The organism is Rhodococcus sp. ARP2, from assembly GCF_001029585.1.
Classification (GTDB): Bacteria; Actinomycetota; Actinomycetes; order Mycobacteriales; family Mycobacteriaceae; genus Rhodococcus_F; species Rhodococcus_F erythropolis.
In genome coordinates this window covers 94,998-111,912 of the sequence record NZ_LEKE01000089.1, presented here as the reverse complement: position 1 = coordinate 111,912, position 16,915 = coordinate 94,998, and the positions used below count along the sequence as shown (strand labels likewise).

Here is a 16,915-nt window from a genome sequence, read left to right as displayed (position 1 = left end):
ATCCATGAGCTGGGTCGACAAGGATTTCCGACGTCCTTGATCGTACTGGCGGTCATCGCCGCAGTTACGTACGTGTTCTCCTACCTGCTCGCCCCCGCCCAGGCCTCCCAGACCCCGTAAGAACCTCTGCTTCATCACGATTCGGCCTCCGAACCGCGGTGGAGATCAATAACTCCTTGCCAGGCAGCGAGCTCAGATCACTTCAGCTGGAAATGAACCGGAGAACAAACTGCTCGATGCCTTCCGAAATGACTTTGGTCAGCGCAGTGAAGTCGTTCGACCAACGTTGAATATCCAAGCTGCTCATCACTTTCCTCCGTTCTTTGTGCCGTTGTCCGCACGAGACATGCGAGGCATCGGTCGCGCACTAGAACTATCCGCAAGAACGCGGCTTCCGTTACCGCTCGACCGATCGAACAGCGACGCAGGTTCACTCGAACCTGATATTGCAAATTCGTCGAACGGTTGCAACAACGCCGAGCAGAGTTCGAGCGAAAAGCACTATCCACCAAAAGTATTAGCTTGAAAGAACTACGATTCACTCGATCCCTGGACACACGACACTCGACGCGCCGACTTGCGATAGGGGCGAGTTGGCAGGCAACAACCGGGACAAAGCCATCCGACGATCATGCACGAAATACGGCCACGCCACTGCAGGAATTATTCGAAGTCTCCCAAGGGATCGGCTCTGCTCACTCACTTCGCTGATTTCGCCTGGCGACGATGGCGAAGTTCAAAGGGATCCGCGGAGAGTGGCTCGGCAGAGTCCATCCGTTGGCGCATGGAACGAGTTCGGGGAAGGCCGGCCAGTCCATGTAGGGAAGTTCCGAAACTGATTCGATATGAAGACCCACATCCAGCAAGGAACCAATGACCTCGCCTAGGTCGTGGCGCCATTCGTGGTTGGCGGTGTGCGCTATCTGTCTGTCGGAGTTCCCGGTATAGGTCGCCGAGTCTTCGTACGATCGCATGCCGCCTCCGGAGAGGTAGTCGTCGGTGATCATCCACGGCTCGAATGCCATTGCGCCGAGGATCGGATGATCGTCCCGGATCTGAAACACCCCACCCGGCTCGAGGAGGTCGTGGATCGACTGGGCCCAGGTGGCGAGTTCCGGCAACCAGACGATTGTCCCGGCGCTGGTGACGATCGTGTCGAAACGTCGGTCGATCAGCGTCGAGGCGAATCGCGCATCACCTTCCACCCACGTGATCTCGCGGTCGTCGGCCTTCGCGATACGCGCTGCGTGGCGCAGAGAGTTGGGCGAAAGATCGAGCCCGTGCACCTCCACCGCACCAAGGCGCGCCCAGGAAATGGTGTCGATACCAATGTGACACTGCAAGTGCAGGAGCGAGCGATCCCGCACTCCCGACGCCGGCAGATGCGTAGACAGACTCGACAGATCGTTCTGCACGACTCTAGAAATGACCGCTCTGTCGGCGAGAAACCCTCCGACGTCATACATTTCGGAGCGCACATGCACCTCGGCACGATCGTCCCAATTCGACCGGTTGCCGGCGATGGCTTCTGCCTCGTGCTTCGCTTGGCCCTCGTGCACCATTGACCCTCCGCCATCGACTTGAAGTGTCTTTTTAACACGTCTGTGTTCGTGTTCGCGTTCCAGTTTTCGAAGGGCTGTGGTTTTCGCATCAGACGGTCACTTCTTCGGCAGGTTTCCCCTCGTGGCTCGCCGCGCCGAAGACGGCTACGGCGACGGCGCCCGCGATCGCTCCGACGAATCCGACGATGGCAAGCCATTCCAGGCCCGGTCGCGACGCATCGCCGAGCACCACGACGCCGACGATTCCCGGAACGACCGTCTCGCCGACAACCAGTGCCGCTGTCGCTCCGTTGACGGATCCCAGTTGCAACGCCACCGTGTGCAGATAGAAACCACCCAGGCCCGAGACGAGGATTGCCCAGCCGGCCGGATCGCGGAGCATCGTGCCGATTTCGAACGGATCGATTCCGTAGACCACGCGTACGGCAATGGCCAGACAGCCGAACAACACACCGGAGATCAACCCGGCGACGACTGCTGCGCGTGAGCCCAACCATCGGATCAAACCGATACCGATCGACAAGATCAACGCCGAGCCCACCAGGACACCCCAGTGGACGACGTCGTTGGAACTCCCGCCGCCCGCGTGACCCGAAGACAAACCGAGCAGCAGGAGCGATCCGATCACCGCGGCGATCGCGAACCAGTCGCGACGATGCAACTGGATGCCCAGGACCACGGTCCCCAGCACTGCCGTGATGACGAGATTGGCACTGACCACTGTCTGCGACAAGAACAGTGGAATGAGCCGCGCGGAGATGGCACTACCGGCGAATCCGACCGCATCGAGCACGGTGCCCAGGATGAACGACGCCGTCAGCGCTGCGGCGAACGTCGAACGCAAGGTCGGTCCACCCGTCGCCGTCACGTGTCCGGCCTCGCCTCGCTGCTCGGCGGCAGCTGCCGACTTGCGCGCGCCGTACGCCTGCAACACCGACGCCACGCCGTATCCGACGCACGCCACGATCGCGGCAATCAGTCCGATCAGCATCGAAATTCCACACGAAGTTCATGGGCAATGGTCATAGAGATAGACCCTGCCCTATTTTCCCAGGCCTGACATCACCCTCAGGTATTCGAACAAGTGCTACCCGAGAAGTACACCGACCGACCCTGACCGGTACCTGGGGACACCCCGACCCCTAGTGGAATTGCTTGAGAGCCCTGATCTTGTTCATGACGTCGAGCGCCGCCACCTTGTACGCCTCGGACAGTGTCGGATAGTTGAAGACGGCGTCGACAAGGTATTCGACGGTCCCGCCGCACCCCATCACCGCTTGGCCGATATGCACGAGATCCGTTGCACCCGAGCCGAAGATATGAACGCCGAGCAGTTTCAGGTCATCCGTCGACACCAGGATCTTGAGCATCCCGTAGGTGTCGCCTGCGATCTGCCCGCGCGCGAGTTCACGGTATCGGGAAACCCCGACCTCGTACGGCACCGATTCCTTGGTCAGATCGACCTCGGTGGCGCCTACGTACGACACCTCGGGAATCGAGTAGATGCCGATCGGCTGCAGATCCATCAGCTTCGCGCCTGGTTCGTCGAAGGCGTGGTAGGCCGCGAGTCGACCTTGATCCATCGACGTCGCCGCCAACGCCGGGAAGCCGATGACGTCACCGACGGCGTAGATGTGTTCGACCTTGGTGCGAAAATTGTCGTCGACGTAGATACGGCCACGTTCGTCGGCTTCGAGCCCGGCGTTCTCCAGCGCGAGTGGCGCTGTGAGGCCTTGCCGTCCCGCCGAGTACATCACGGTCTCGGCGGGAATCTGCTTGCCGCTGCGCAGCGTCGTAAGCGTTCCGTTCGCCCCGACGTCGACGGCCGTCACTTCTTCACCGAATCGGAAAGTGACCGCCAGATCGCGTAAATGGAACCGAAGCGATTCGATGACCTCGGGGTCACAGAAGTCCAGCATCGACGTTCTCTTCTCGACGACGGTGACCTTGGTGCCGAGTGCCGCGAACATCGACGCGTACTCGATACCGATCACTCCCGCGCCCACCACGACCATGGTGGTCGGGATGGAGGTCAGATCGAGGATTCCGTCGGAGTCGAGCACCCGGTGACTGTCGAAGGACACCCCCGCCGGGCGGGCAGGCAACGTTCCGGTCGCGATCACAACGAATTTTGCCGTGATCGTCATCTTGTCTCCGCGCGAGGCGTCCTCGACGAGGATGGTGTGCTCGTCGACGAACGAGCCGACCCCTACCAGCAATTCGACGCGGTTACGCAGGAGCTGAGATCGCACGACTTCGATTTCTTTGGTGATGACATGCTGGGTTCGCGCCAGCAGGTCGGCCGGAGTGATGTTCTCCTTGACGCGGTAACTTGCGCCGTACAGTTCGCGTTGGTTCATCCCGGTGAGGTAGAGAACCGCCTCGCGCAACGTCTTCGACGGAATGGTGCCGGTGTTGACGCACACTCCCCCGAGCATGTTGCCCTTCTCGACCATCGCTACCCGTTTACCCAGCTTGGCCGCCGCGATGGCAGCCTTCTGACCACCCGGGCCGGAGCCGATCACAACCAGGTCGTATTCCATCGGATCAGTCATCGCTTACAAATACCGTCTGCATACGACCGGCAGATGCCGAGCATGTCAATACTCGGTGAACACTCCGCGCGCCGAACGGGCACGACGGCTGTACACGAACCCTGTTGCAATTAAAAGAGATACAGTCAAACCCTTACGGAAATTGCTACACACAAACATATTCCGACATTCGCATGCGCACATTCTTCGCCGTCCGACGGAGTTCACAACGGTCTGTTGAAATTTGTTTCACCCCAGAGTGATTGATCGATCAACTGACAGGTGACCAGGGCAGTAAACCGGATGTCCAGTATTCGAATTGTCCGAAATAACGAGCAGAATGTTCCTCGTCACATCCCGGACCGAAGCAGTTGCGCGGAGCCTCAGGTCGCGTTCTACTTGCCTTGACTAATCATCTGTCACTCTCGGTTACAAACATCCGCCCCGTTCACGATCCCCACCTTTCGCCATCTCGAGAGATCAGGTTTCCCAATGGAATTCACGGAACTTGCCGACTATCCCCTACCTCCTGGGACCGTCACCGAGTGGACTCCTGCCGCAGTGAATCCGCCCGAACTGTGGCCTGTCGACCAGCGTCCCGCCAGCTACATACACGAGGCACACTTGAAACATGCCGAGCAGGCGAAACGGCAGGCGCACCATCACAACGACGGATGCACTCCGTCGTGGCTGGGTACCTCGTTTCGTATCCACGACCGACTCGACCGAAGGATCTGGGCGGCCACTCTCGATCATTGGATCGATCGCCACGAAGTGCTCCGGACACGAGTCGCCATGGAGGGCGAAGCGATAGTCCGACGCACCGCGGGTCCTGGAGACGTCCGAATTCTGGGTAACGAAGTCGGACATCTTGCGTCCTCGATGTCCGTCTTCACGCATCTGCAGCAACTGCTCGACCGGTCGACCGATCCACTTGTGTGGCCTGCGTACCAGTTCGCGACAATTGAAGGTCCCAACCATTTCACCGTGGTCTTTGCCGCTGATCATGCTCTGCTGGACGGATATTCGGTGGCGTTGACCGCGCACGAACTGCAGACGATCTACCGTTCGTCGAGCGAGGGAAGCCCTCCCTCGCCGCCGGAGACCGGAAGCTACATCGACTTCGGCACCAGGGAACGAGATCTCGTGGGACACGCGGACTGCTCTCACCCGGCGGTGCAGACGTGGCGCGAGTTCTACGCGCAGGGCGAGGCTCCGCGCTTTCCAGCGCTGCCCGAACCGGTCGCCGGACGCCGAGGCCCTCAGCAGAGCCTGTCCGCCTGGCTTCTGAGCGCCCGGGGAGCCGAACGCCTGGCAGAAGCGAGCAAGCGCAGCAACCAAGGATTCCTGGCCGCGATACTCGCGTGCGCGGCCAAGGTGACCGGTGATCTCACCGGTGCAGACGAATTCCGCGTCGTGGTGCCGCAACACACCCGTTCGGAGCTTCGATGGGCCGCGTCGCTGGGATGGTTCATCGGTGTTGTGCCGGTGAGGATCCCGATTGCTCCCGCAGCAACCGTGAGCGATCTGGCCAAGGTTGCCGGCACGGAGATGCGACGCGTCCGCCCCGCAGCGGCCCTGCCGTACTCGAAAGTGTGCGAGCTGATCGACTCCCCGCAGCACCTGCCGTTCGTGCTCTCGTACATGGACGTTCGTCACGTTCCTGGTGCCGAGCAATGGACGAGCTGGCAGACCAGAGGCCTTCGTAGTCGCGATCATTCGGGAACCGACGTCTACATCTGGCTCACACGGACTCCCGAAGGGCTCAATCTGGCCATACGCCACCCAGGCAACGCGCGCACAAGCCGCCACATCCATCAGTTCGCGGGACTCCTACGCCGCGAAATGGAGGACTTTGCCTTCTCGACCGACACATGCTCACCTCCGACCAACACCGCTGTACCGATCAACACCGCTGTACCGATCAATACCGCTGCACCGATCGAGGAGAACTCTCATGGAAATGACACCCATCGATCTCTGGGCACCGAAAGCCGGGACGCTCACCGAGTTCAGGCCTACTGAGCAGTCCCTGACGGCAGCATCTCGAGCACCACTGAGCGACCAACCTCTCTCGTTCCTCCAAGAGGGACACATTCGTACCGCCGATCACAAGCGCGCACAAGGCGTCGACTGGTCACCGTGGATCGGATTCACGTTCACTCTGCCCGGTGATCTCGATCGGGAGGCACTGCGTCGGGCTGTCCAGGCGTTTGTCTTGCGGCACAACACACTTCACAGTTGGTTCGAGGTGAGACCATCCGAAGATCCTGGCGGCAGCGGGGTCATCGACCGTCACGTGGTGGATGAATCGACGATCGAACTCGCGCCGCACAGCGTCGGTTCCCTGAACACGACCGATGCGGTTCGCGAGCATGTCAGCCGAAGTTTCGCAGGCGATACCAGCCCACTGCAATGGCCTTCGTTCACCAGTGGCGCCGTCGAGCACGGCACCGGCGCCGGTTTCACCATCTACTACGGCGTCGATCACTCGCACACCGACGGCCTGTCGCTGATGTTGGGCGTCGAAGAACTTCGTGCGCTGTACATCGCCGAAAGCGCCGGCATCGACGCTCAACTTCCCTCTCCCGGCAGCTACGTCGAGTACAGCGGCGAAGAACGGGCAGCGGCGAAGAACCTCGACCTAGCCGCAGAACCTGTGCAGCAATGGATTTCGATTCTCGCCGCCAACGCCGGACAACTCCCGACGTTCCCCCTCGACCTCGGCGTCGCGCAGGGCGAACAGACCCGGTCGACCCGCACACATATCGACGTTCTCGACAGCGACGAGTCAGCCGCGTTCGCAGCGCTGTGCAAGTCCAATGGCGTCGGATTCTCCACGGGGATCTTCGCAGCCCTCGCCCTCACCGAGATCGAGGTTGCTGACAGAGCGAACTACTTCGCGCTCAACGCAGTCGGTACTCGTTCCGATCCGAGATACCTGTTTTCTCAAGGCTGGTTCATCAATCTCGTCCCGGTCTCGTTCACGCTGAGTGGTGTCACCACCTTCACCGATGCACTCCCCCTTGCTCACGCTGCTCGCGCAGCCGTGAAGGGACTCGCGGACGTGTCCATTCACTCGGTGATCGCCCAGGTGTCGAAGTTGACCGGATCCGACATCGGCGGAACCTCGGTCCCGCCGATGGTGTCGTACATCGACATGCGCCTGATTCCAGGTGCCGAGCACCACGACGAACTCGAAGCGCGCGCACTCGGTGGGCCAGGAACGACGGGTGATCTGTCGATGTGGATCAACCGGAAGGAAGACCGTACGTACGTGATGGTCAGTTTCCCCGATACCGAGCAAGCGCACACATCGGTGGATCGGTACCTTCGACACCTCCGCAACGTCCTGAGAACGGTCGCCGATACCGGCGACTACCGTGTCGTTCGTCAGGCGGATGCACGTCAGGAAGTGGAGACCGCCTGATGCACATCACCTTTCTCGACAGGTTCGAGGCACGGCCGGGCCGCATCCTGCAGTGGACGCCGAGCGAAATCTCCACCGGATCGACGTATCCGGTTCCTCCGACCTCGAATCAGCAGCTGCATCTTGCCGGGAGCCGCGGCGATACGACTTGGCTCGCTGCCACTTTCGACGTTCCCGGCCCGATCGACACGGACGCACTCCGGGCCAGCTTCGAGGAATGGACGTCCCGTCACGACGCCCTGTCGTGCTCGTTCTCCCAGGCCGAAGAAGCGGATGAATCCTCGGCGCTGTTCGTCGACGTCACCGATGTCGCCGGTCTGCGCCTCCGTGAGGAAACAGTGGCGGATGCGCGAACGCCGGAACAGGTGCGAGAACTCTTGGGCGAGCGCTTGGATCGATGGTGCAATCCTTTTGCGTTTCCCGCCTACTTTCTCGGGGCCATCACCCGCGAGGACCAGTCGACAGTGATCTGCGGATTCGACCATGCCATCTGCGACGGCTGGTCCATGAGCATCGCAATTACCGAGATCAGCACTCTGTACCGTGAATACACGCAGGCGGACCGTAATCCGATCGCGTCGGATCTCTTGCCCGAGCCCGGGAGTTTCCTCAACTACTGCTTCCATGAATCGGCAACCGCGGATCCAGAGCCCGGCGACCACCGCATTGCGGGGTGGCGGTCTTTCCTTCGATCATGTGGGGGTGACACTCCCCATTTTCCCGTAGATCTGGGACTGCCCGCCGGGACCATGTCGCCCCAGGGCACAGACACCCGAATGCTCCTCGACGCCGACGAAGCAGAGCTGTTCGACCAGAACTGCGCCGATCATCGACACTCGTCGTTCGGTGCGATTCTTGCGTCGATCGGTTTGGCCACAACACAATTGACCGAAAAGCGAGACACACGCCTTCTATTCCCTGTTCACACGCGTCGGGAACCGCGGCACAACCACACCTTCGGCTGGCTGGTGGCCAATGCACCCATGACCGTGACAAGCATGGATGATCTTCACAGCACTGCTCGGGCAGTCAATCTCGCTTTCCACGAGGCACTTTCACTGTCGTCCGTGTCGTCGAGACAAGTGTTGAGGAGCTTGGGACCCGAGGTTTCACCCACTCGCCGAGACATCTTCTCGGTGTCCTACGCCGACTACCGGACCATGCCCGGTGGATCTCGCCCCCGCGAATCACGGCCCGGCGACTCACAACCTGCGCCGATCAATCCGCAGCAACTCAGTCGCGTGTCGAGCGCCGACGACGTTCAGTTCTGGTTCTCACGCACCCACGACGGGCTGGCAGTGCGCACCCGATTTCCAGCACCCGCGGCCCAGACAGTGTTCACCTTCCTCGGGTGCGTATCCGAGATTCTGTCGACGCCGTAACCAGACGGCTGTGCATCCGCAGATCTATTTGACACTTCTTTGTTGTGCACAACTTAACTGTGCGCTACAGTTGTTCTCGTGACCAATCCACTCGCTCTCGAACGCCAGGTCTGCTTCGCCCTCTATTCGGCGTCGCGGGCCACTACGGCCGTGTACCGGGCAATGCTCGACGACCTGGGAATCACGTATCCCCAGTACCTCGTCCTGTTGACACTCTGGGAACGAGACGGCCGGGGCGTGCGTGAGATCTGTGAGGCACTCGATCTCGATACCGGAACTCTGTCGCCGCTGCTCAAGAGGCTGGAGGGTCTGGGATTCATCGAGCGCCGACGCCTCACCACGGACGAGCGTCGCGTCGAGATTCACCTGACCGAGGCGGGTTCCACCTTGCGCAGCAAGGCCGAGGACATCCCGGCCAAGCTCGCAGGCGCCACTGGTCTGAGTAACGACGAACTCACCGAACTTCGAGACGTTCTCACTCGTCTCGGTGAGTCACTTCAAGCATCCAACGCCCACTCCGACGGAAAGAAGAAGTCATGAACATCGTCTACACCGCAGAAGCACTTGCCACCGGCGAAGGCCGCAACGGTCACGCTCGCACCTCGGACGGACGCCTCGATCTCGGCCTCGCCATTCCCAAGGAAATGGGTGGCAGTGGCGAAGGCACCAACCCCGAGCAGCTCTTTGCCGCCGGATACGCAGCATGCTTCCACTCCGCTCTGCAGATGGTCGCCCGCGCCGAGAAGGCCAACGTGGCTGATTCCGCAGTCGGCGCGCGGGTCGGCATCGGCCCCAACGGTGCAGGAGGCTTCGGACTCGCTGTGACGCTGGAGGTTTCACTCCCCCATCTGCCCCATGATCAGGCCGTCGAGCTGACGGAGAAGGCGCACCAGGTGTGCCCGTACTCCAATGCAACTCGCGGCAACATCGAGGTCACCCTCGAAGTAAGTAAGGACGACGAATGAGCACCACCACTGTCAGCCGGGAAATCCGTCTCGCTTCACGCCCGAACGGTTGGCCCACCTCGGAGAACTTCGCCACCGCCGAAGTAGAACTCCCCGAACTCGAAGACGGCCAGATCCTGGTCCGCAACATCGCCATCTCCGTCGACCCGTACATGCGCGGCCGAATGAACGACGTGAAGTCCTACCTTCCGCCGTTCCAGGTCGGTGCGCCGCTCGACGGTGGTGCTGTCGGCGAGGTCGTCGAATCCAAGTCGGCTGATCGCGCTGTGGGCGACGTTGTCGTCCACGGCCTCGGATGGCGTGAATACGCCATCCTCGACGGATCCGCAGTGACTCCGGCCGACACGTCCATCGCGCCGGCGACGGCCTACCTGGGTGCCCTCGGCATGACTGGCCTCACCGCGTATGCCGGCCTCACCGCGGTTGCGGAGTTCAAGGAAGGCGATACCGTATTCGTCTCCGGCGCAGCCGGTGCCGTCGGATCGCTCGTCGGTCAGATCGCCAAGTTGCTCGGAGCGAAGCGAGTAATCGGTAGCGCCGGTTCACCGGCGAAGGTTGCCCGACTTCTCGAACTCGGATTCGATGCGGCATTCGACTACCACGACGGCCCGATCACCGAACTGCTCGCCGCTGCCGCCCCTGAGGGCATCGACGTGTACTTCGACAACGTCGGTGGCGAGCATCTCGAAGCCGCCATCGATGCCATGAACCAGGGTGGCCGGATTGCCCTGTGCGGAGCCATCGCTCAGTACAACACCACCGAGAAGCCCACCGCTCCCCACAACCTGGCACTGGTGATCGGCAAGCAGCTCACACTGCGCGGATTCCTCGTAGGCGGCTACCGTCACCTCGGTGGCGAATTCCGCACCCACATGGCAGGGTGGCTCGCCGACAACAAGATTCAGTGGGACGAGACCATCGTCGAAGGCCTGGAGAATGCACCGCAAGCGTTCATCGACCTGATGCGCGGCGCGAACACCGGCAAGATGGTTGTCACGCTGTAACCCGAACAACATCTGGCTCGAACGAATATGAAGGTGGCCGCGAACTTCTCGAAGTTCGCGGCCACCTTCATATCTGAATCAGATCCCGAACGAGACTCCGGTCAACTTCTCCGACAGCGTCCATAAACCCGAGGCTGTCTTCGAATCGTGTGACTTCTTGTTCGACCCCACGACCTTCGGATAACCTCGCTGCTCGAACGGACCGTCCGGTCCGATGTAACTGCCGCCGAAGGCATCCGACGCGGTTGCCGCCCACAGTTCGGGAAGGGCACCCATCTCCGCGGACTGCGCGAAGATCGAATTGCCGATTCCCATCAGCTTGTCCTGGATCGACTCGGTGTGACCCTGCAGGTTCGTCGACGCGTATCCCGGATGCGAAGCAAGCGCTTTGAGCGAAGATCCCGAGGCCGCAAGCCTGCGTTGAAGTTCGTACGTGAACAACAAATTGGCAAGCTTGGACTGCCCGTAGGCCAACCAGCGGTTGTACTTCCGACGCTCGAAATTGAGATCGTCCAGATCGACAGTTCCGAGCTGATGCAGGGCACTGGACATCGTCACGACACGGTCGGTGAGCTTGTCCTTCAGCAATCCGGTCAACGCGAAGTGCCCGAGATGGTTTGTGCCGATCTGCATTTCGAATCCATCGACAGTCCGGCGAAACGGAACCGCCATCACGCCGGCGTTGTTCACCAGGACGTCGACCTTCTCCGTTGCGTCGGCAAAGGCTCGTACCGACGACAGATCCGAGAGGTCCAATTTGCGGACAACCGCATTGGGTCCGATCTCGGCGGCCACGGCGTCGGCCTTCGTGGTGTCACGACAGGCGAGGACGACGTCGGCCCCGGCTTTGCCAAGCGCCCGTGCGACTACCTCACCCAGTCCGCTGTTCGCCCCCGTGACGACAAATGTGCGGCCGGTCTGATCGACTACGTCTTCTGCGGTCCATTTGGTCATGCATTCCAGCGTACGTGCCTTACCCGCCGGTAGGGAGGGGTCGCTTTTCTGTCATCGCTTGCGTTTGGCGCGGATCGGCTTTACACCCGGCAGCGGCGGTGCTGCAGCCACCCTGGGCAACGGGGGCGCAGTCACTCCGGGTGTCGGCGACGATTCAGCTTCCTTCTGCTCCGCCGCGATCCGGCCGTAGACCAAATGCTGTTGTCCCAGCGTCCAGCAGTTGTTACTCACGAAATACAGCAGGATCGCCACGGGCGCGAAAGCACCGAAAGCGATCACACCCACCGGAAACACCCATAATGCGAGCTTGTTCATGATCGCTGTTTGAGGGTTGACGGTTCCGGTGTCCACTTGGCGCGCGATGGACGCCCGCGACGTGAAATGTGTAGCGACGGCGGCGAAGATCATCAGCGGTACGGCAACCAAAATGATGGAGATACGGCTGACGTCGCCGAACGCTTCCAGTTGCGCTGCCGGACTCGAAATCATGGCGGACAACGGCGCGCCGAACAGTTTGGCGTCGAGAAACGACTGCACGTCCGAGGCACTGAAGAAGTAGTTGGCCGTATTCGCGTTGTCCGCCACCGACATCGGTTCGGTCGGGCTCAGAAACGGGACGTGCGATGCCGCTCCAGTCCGATTGAACGATCGCAGGACGTGATAAAGGCCGATGAACACCGGCGCCTGAACGAGCATCGGCAGACAGCCGAGCAACGGACTGTAGTGGTGTTCCTTCTGCAGCTTGGCCATCTCGACAGTGAGTTTCTGCCGGTCACCCGAATACTTCTTCTGCAACGCCTTGATCTGAGGTTGCAGCTTCTGCATTACCAGTTGGGTGCGGACCTGCTTGACGAAGGGTTTGAACAGCAAAGCCTTGAGCGTGAAGACCAGAAATACGACCGACAACGCCCATACGACGCCATTGTCGGGTGATCCGGAGATCAGCGAGAAGACCTTGTGCCAGAACCAGAGGATTCCGGACACGGGGTAGTAGACAAAATCGAGCATGACGAATGAACCTCACCGAGAGGCACGCTCAGAGGAGATGAGAGCGCGGGAATGGTCGTGGACGCAAGACGTCTGACCGACCTACGACGAGTTCACACCCGCCGACGGCCGATCTACAGACCGATTCCCGGAGCTCGAGGCTGTGGACGGCCGGGCGCGTCCGGGCTGCTCTGCCTGCGGAAAGCGCCACGCAGGCAGCGTTCGTCATCAGAGGGGCCAGTGGCCGAAACCGCGCACAGCTGCAGAAGTTCGTACTTCGACGACGTTGCGAGGGCTGCGACCACGAAGACGGCAATCGCAGTTCCCAGCACCGCGGCGCTACCCGACGATCCAAGCGGAGGCACGGCGAGAAGAGCGATGAACGGCAGCAGAAGCAGCAACAGTGACCGTGTCACCGTTCCCGTGCTCCGCTGTTGCATGACTGCGAGAGTACAGAACGTCTGCCGAATCCAGCTAGACGCTTGCCTCACGTACCTGTTTGCGCAGCCATTTGTGCGCAGGATCGTGGTCCAGCCGACCGTGCCACTGTTGGTGGATGGTGACGGCCGGTAGTTCGGTCGGCACCGCAAACCAGGCGACATCGAGGCGAGCGGCAAAGTATCGGGCGAGCCTTTCCGGCACCAGTGCAACGAGATCGCTGTCGGCCGCCATGAGCGTCGCGGCAACGGGCGAGGCAACCACCGCGATCACCCGCCGGCGCATTCCGACTGCGGACAACGCGTCGTCGATCGGTCCGTGTGTCCGGCCACGTCTGGATGTCGAGACATGTGGATGCTCACACAACTGCGCGAATGTCGGCTGAGCCGTGCGGGCCAACGGCGACGACTTCGATACCAAGCCCACATGACGCTCTCGGTAGAGAATCTCACTGCACACATCCGACGACGGCAACGGATCAGCGCCGATATCGAGATCGATCGAACCGTTCCGCAGCGAGTCGACGTCCTCGTTTCCCTCTCCGACACAACGGATTACAGCGTTCGGCGCTTCCGCCGCGAAACGCCTGACCAGAGCCGGGGTGAGGCTGGCCGCCGTGCCCTCGTTGATTCGGATCACGAAAGTCCGCTCGAGCTCTGCTGGTTCGAAGTTCTTGCGGTCGATCAACAGGCCTTGCGCCCCTTCCAGGAGCGATCGGACCTGAGGTGCTGCACGCAACGCAAAGGGCGTCGGTACCAACCCACGCCCGGCACGAACAAAGATCGGGTCATCCATCGCACGCCGGAGACGCCCCAAAGCCCTACTGGTTGCCGGTATCGACAAGTTCAATCGCTCGGCCGCGCCGGTGACACTGCCCTCCGCTACCAGAGCGTCGAACACTCTCAAAAGATTGAGGTCCATATCCATCGCCATAGTTGCACCATACGCAACTATCTACTGCAATCTTTGCAGTAGACGCACGTTACCGAGATCCCTACTGTCGTTTCAGTAGCCGAATTGGCTGTCGATCAACAACTCCCGCAATAGAACAAATTTCCGCAAAGAGGTGCGTCTTGTCCACAAATACTTCGATACCGACGGAGGGTCGGGCGAACTCGGACGCGCGACAAGGATTGGTGCTCGCAACGTTGTGCGCGGTCACCGTCCTCGTTATTGCGTTCGTCGCGGCCATCAACCTGGCAGTTCCGCTCCTGACGTCCGGGTCTCTGCATCCTTCCTCGACGCAGCTTCTATGGATCGTCGATTCCTACGTCACGGTCTTCGCCTGTCTGGTGATCCCCTGCGGGGCACTCGGTGATCGCTTCGGACGCAAAGGGGTGCTGACCATCGGGTTGATCCTCTTCGCAGCAGGCGCCGCCGTGTCCGCGAGTTCCCCCACAGTGGCGGTGATGCTGATCGGCCGCTGCGTCACCGGAGTCGGAGCCGCCTGTGTTCTGTCGAACAGCCTCGCAATCCTCATGCACGCGACTCCCCCACAGAAGCGTCCTCGCGCAATTGCCATTTGGGCATCGTCGACCGGATTCGGCGGCGTGGCAGGGAATGTCGGTGGTGGCGCGCTTCTGCAGACCGGGTCCTGGCGCTGGTTGTTCGTCGCCGTCGTACCCATCGCGTTGGCAGGTGCTGCCGCAGTCGCCTATCTCGCTCCTCGCACCCCTCGAAATCACCGCGGTCTCGACCCTGTCGGAACCGTCTTGCTGACGGCGGCGACGTTCGGGTTGCTGGTCGGTGTCATCGAAGGACCCGAAAGTGGTTGGGGCAGCATCACGGTGATCTCAGCATTCGTCGCGTCGGCGACGCTTTATGCGGCATGGATCATCGTCGAGCTCCGCATCGAGCAACCCTTGCTGGATCCGCGGTTGTTCCGCCTTCCTCTGCTGCGCGCGGGATGCCTGGGAATGACCGTCGCGTTCTTCGGTCTGTTCGCACTGTTCTACGTCAACGCATCATTTCTGCAGTACGCCAAGGGATTCAGCGTTCTCACCACCGGCCTGGCGGTGATACCGCTGACCATTCCACTGCTGTTCGGTGCTCGCTTCGTGCCGCTGATCTCGGCTCGTCTGGGTTCCACCATCACCGTGGCGGCAGCGTTCGCGTTCATCGGGGTCGGCATGTTCGGGCTGTCGACCAGCACAGCCCACACTCCCTATTTCGCCTACGCGTTGTGGCTCGTCGTCATCGGCATCGGCGCGGCAGCCGCGCTCCCCGTATTGACTCACGACATCGCGGACTCGCTGCCCCTCGAACAGGCAGGCGTCGGTTCAGGACTGCAGGCGACGGCACGAGAATTCGGCAGCGCCTTGGGCGTCGCCGTCATCGGCACCATCTTGACCAGCCGTTTCATCAGCGCATTGCCCGACTCGATGCGCGACGGAGACGGCGCCGCGCCACGCACGGTCGCAGACGGACTCGAGATGGCCGACACTCCCCTCGCTCACGACGCCGTCCTGAGTGCCTTCACCACCGGCGCGGACAGCGCCGTGCGCGTCATCGCGATCATCACCCTGATCGCCGGCTGCCTGGTCACTGCGCAATCCGCGTGGTCGAACAGAACACGAACGAAGGAGACAGAACAGGTGCACTGACAGCTCGTCCGGCCTGTGATTCCGTCAACACCTGGCCGAACAACTCCGCATCGTCGATAAGCCAATTGTGATTGCCAGGAACCTCGCGAACCTCGGGATCACCCAAGGCGGCGCAGACAGCATGAAAACTCGTTCGCGGAATCACATGATCATCAGCTCCCCACAACACGACAACAGGCATCGCGCGGACTGCGATCTCTTCGAGTGCATCGATGAGATCCGCAGTCCGCGCGAGGTTGCCCGTTTGCCACACTCCACGGGCGTTGCGAAGCGCGTTGAACGCGAACTCGTCGAGTCGAAACTGCGGGATTCTGCGAGCGTGTACCGACTCGGCAGCCTCGACCATCGCCGACCCACACCAGTTCCACCACGGACGTTCACGAATCGGGCGCTCCTGACCACCAGCACTCGACCACACGCCACCACCAACCGAGTTCACCAGAACCAAGCGCGAGACTCGCGTGGGGAAGTCCCGCGCCACTGCTGTCGCTACACCGCCGCCGAACGAATGCCCGACGACGGTCACCGGACCGGTAACTCCGGCCGCGTCGAGAAACCGCGTCACCCACGCCGCATAACCTTCGAAGTTGCGATCGGCTCGGTCTAGTTCAGCCGTACCGCCAAGTCTCGGAAGCGCAGGCGCAATCACCCTGGATCCCCGGTGAACGACGGCAGCAAGCGCAGATCCATAGGCGCGAGGGGACAACCCCCAACCGTGCAGAAACAGCACTGTCTCGCCGTGCCCACCGACGCCGAAGTCGACAGGTCGAGAATCGACCACGGCGGTGCGCCACTCGATGAATGCATCGGTTCGACTTGCGGAGACAATCATGATCAAATCCCAGTTCAGGTGAGGTTTTTCTCCGGGTGAAGTATCGAACTCGATGTTGCCGCGCACGCACCGGCGCGGCGACGACCGTAGTACCTGCATCGGTACCTACTTCTTTCTTCTGCCACTTCGCGAGACGTCACGATTGCCGACACGCCACTCGAAAACAGGTATGCATCCCGTCCAACTGACCGGCGCGAACACGTCGAGGCGAAACCAGGCTGTGT

15 protein-coding genes are annotated in these 16,915 nt (G+C 61.2%); 7 read left to right on the top strand and 8 right to left on the bottom strand.

All coding sequences use genetic code 11. The annotated features are described in order from the left end of the window. Positions 1 to 695 precede the first annotated feature (695 nt). From ABX74_RS24415 to sthA, 3 genes are all read right to left on the bottom strand, one after another. Entirely contained in the window at positions 696 to 1,562 is an 867-nt protein-coding gene (locus ABX74_RS24415) for a class I SAM-dependent methyltransferase (protein ID WP_047889873.1), read from the bottom strand. Positions 1,563 to 1,650: 88 nt separating this feature from the next. Then, the gene (locus ABX74_RS24410) at positions 1,651 to 2,553 is read right to left on the bottom strand and encodes a hypothetical protein (protein WP_019745033.1); all 903 of its coding nucleotides are present in this window, start codon (positions 2,551 to 2,553) and stop codon (positions 1,651 to 1,653) included. Between the two features lie 151 nt (positions 2,554 to 2,704). Next, positions 2,705 to 4,117 carry a Si-specific NAD(P)(+) transhydrogenase gene (sthA, locus tag ABX74_RS24405; protein ID WP_007733953.1) on the bottom strand — a complete coding sequence of 471 codons (1,413 nt, stop codon included), beginning with the start codon at positions 4,115 to 4,117 and terminating at the stop codon, positions 2,705 to 2,707. A gap of 471 nt (positions 4,118 to 4,588) precedes the next feature. Here sthA and ABX74_RS24400 point away from each other — a divergent pair, with 471 nt between their 5' ends. The 6 genes from ABX74_RS24400 to ABX74_RS24375 all read left to right on the top strand — a co-directional run bounded on the left by ABX74_RS24400 (position 4,589) and on the right by ABX74_RS24375 (position 10,877). After that, a complete protein-coding gene (locus ABX74_RS24400; RefSeq protein WP_047889872.1) occupies positions 4,589 to 6,121 on the top strand; it encodes a condensation domain-containing protein in 1,533 nt (510 codons plus the stop codon). Beyond that, positions 6,054 to 7,526: a condensation domain-containing protein gene (locus tag ABX74_RS24395; protein ID WP_029536943.1), complete on the top strand. Its 1,473-nt coding sequence runs from the start codon at positions 6,054 to 6,056 to the stop codon at positions 7,524 to 7,526. The genes ABX74_RS24400 and ABX74_RS24395 overlap by 68 nt, the downstream gene beginning before the upstream one ends. Then, positions 7,526 to 8,908, top strand: coding sequence for a condensation domain-containing protein (locus ABX74_RS24390; RefSeq protein WP_047889871.1), 1,383 nt, complete (start codon positions 7,526 to 7,528; stop codon positions 8,906 to 8,908). The genes ABX74_RS24395 and ABX74_RS24390 overlap by 1 nt, the downstream gene beginning before the upstream one ends. A 78-nt stretch (positions 8,909 to 8,986) precedes the next feature. Next, entirely contained in the window at positions 8,987 to 9,448 is a 462-nt protein-coding gene (locus ABX74_RS24385; protein ID WP_047889870.1) for a MarR family winged helix-turn-helix transcriptional regulator, read from the top strand. Further along, positions 9,445 to 9,873, top strand: a complete 429-nt coding sequence (locus ABX74_RS24380) for an organic hydroperoxide resistance protein (RefSeq protein WP_003939720.1) — start codon at positions 9,445 to 9,447, stop codon at positions 9,871 to 9,873. Before ABX74_RS24385 ends, ABX74_RS24380 begins: the two co-directional genes overlap by 4 nt. Continuing rightward, a complete protein-coding gene (locus ABX74_RS24375) occupies positions 9,870 to 10,877 on the top strand; it encodes an NADP-dependent oxidoreductase (protein ID WP_020970567.1) in 1,008 nt (335 codons plus the stop codon). The genes ABX74_RS24380 and ABX74_RS24375 overlap by 4 nt, the downstream gene beginning before the upstream one ends. Before the next feature lie 78 nt (positions 10,878 to 10,955). Here the strand turns inward: ABX74_RS24375 and ABX74_RS24370 are convergent, their stop codons facing one another. From ABX74_RS24370 to ABX74_RS24355, 4 genes are all read right to left on the bottom strand, one after another. Beyond that, positions 10,956 to 11,831: an oxidoreductase gene (locus ABX74_RS24370; protein WP_047889869.1), complete on the bottom strand. Its 876-nt coding sequence runs from the start codon at positions 11,829 to 11,831 to the stop codon at positions 10,956 to 10,958. 51 nt (positions 11,832 to 11,882) lie between these two features. Beyond that, positions 11,883 to 12,839: a membrane protein insertase YidC gene (gene yidC / locus ABX74_RS24365; protein ID WP_047889868.1), complete on the bottom strand. Its 957-nt coding sequence runs from the start codon at positions 12,837 to 12,839 to the stop codon at positions 11,883 to 11,885. A 113-nt stretch (positions 12,840 to 12,952) separates the two neighbouring features. Then, on the bottom strand, positions 12,953 to 13,258 hold the full coding sequence (locus tag ABX74_RS24360) for a DUF6412 domain-containing protein (RefSeq protein WP_029256089.1): 306 nt from the start codon (positions 13,256 to 13,258) through the stop codon (positions 12,953 to 12,955). Between the two features lie 34 nt (positions 13,259 to 13,292). Next, the gene (locus tag ABX74_RS24355) at positions 13,293 to 14,189 is read right to left on the bottom strand and encodes a LysR family transcriptional regulator (protein WP_047889867.1); all 897 of its coding nucleotides are present in this window, start codon (positions 14,187 to 14,189) and stop codon (positions 13,293 to 13,295) included. Positions 14,190 to 14,392: 203 nt separating this feature from the next. Between ABX74_RS24355 and ABX74_RS24350 the strand changes: the two genes are divergently transcribed. Next, on the top strand, positions 14,393 to 15,859 hold the full coding sequence (locus ABX74_RS24350) for an MFS transporter (RefSeq protein WP_223257995.1): 1,467 nt from the start codon (positions 14,393 to 14,395) through the stop codon (positions 15,857 to 15,859). Here ABX74_RS24350 and ABX74_RS24345 read toward each other — a convergent pair. Then, a complete protein-coding gene (locus tag ABX74_RS24345; RefSeq protein ID WP_189637351.1) occupies positions 15,798 to 16,691 on the bottom strand; it encodes an alpha/beta fold hydrolase in 894 nt (297 codons plus the stop codon). The two genes, ABX74_RS24350 and ABX74_RS24345, sit on opposite strands and share 62 nt — an antisense overlap. Between the last annotated feature and the right edge of the window lie 224 nt (positions 16,692 to 16,915).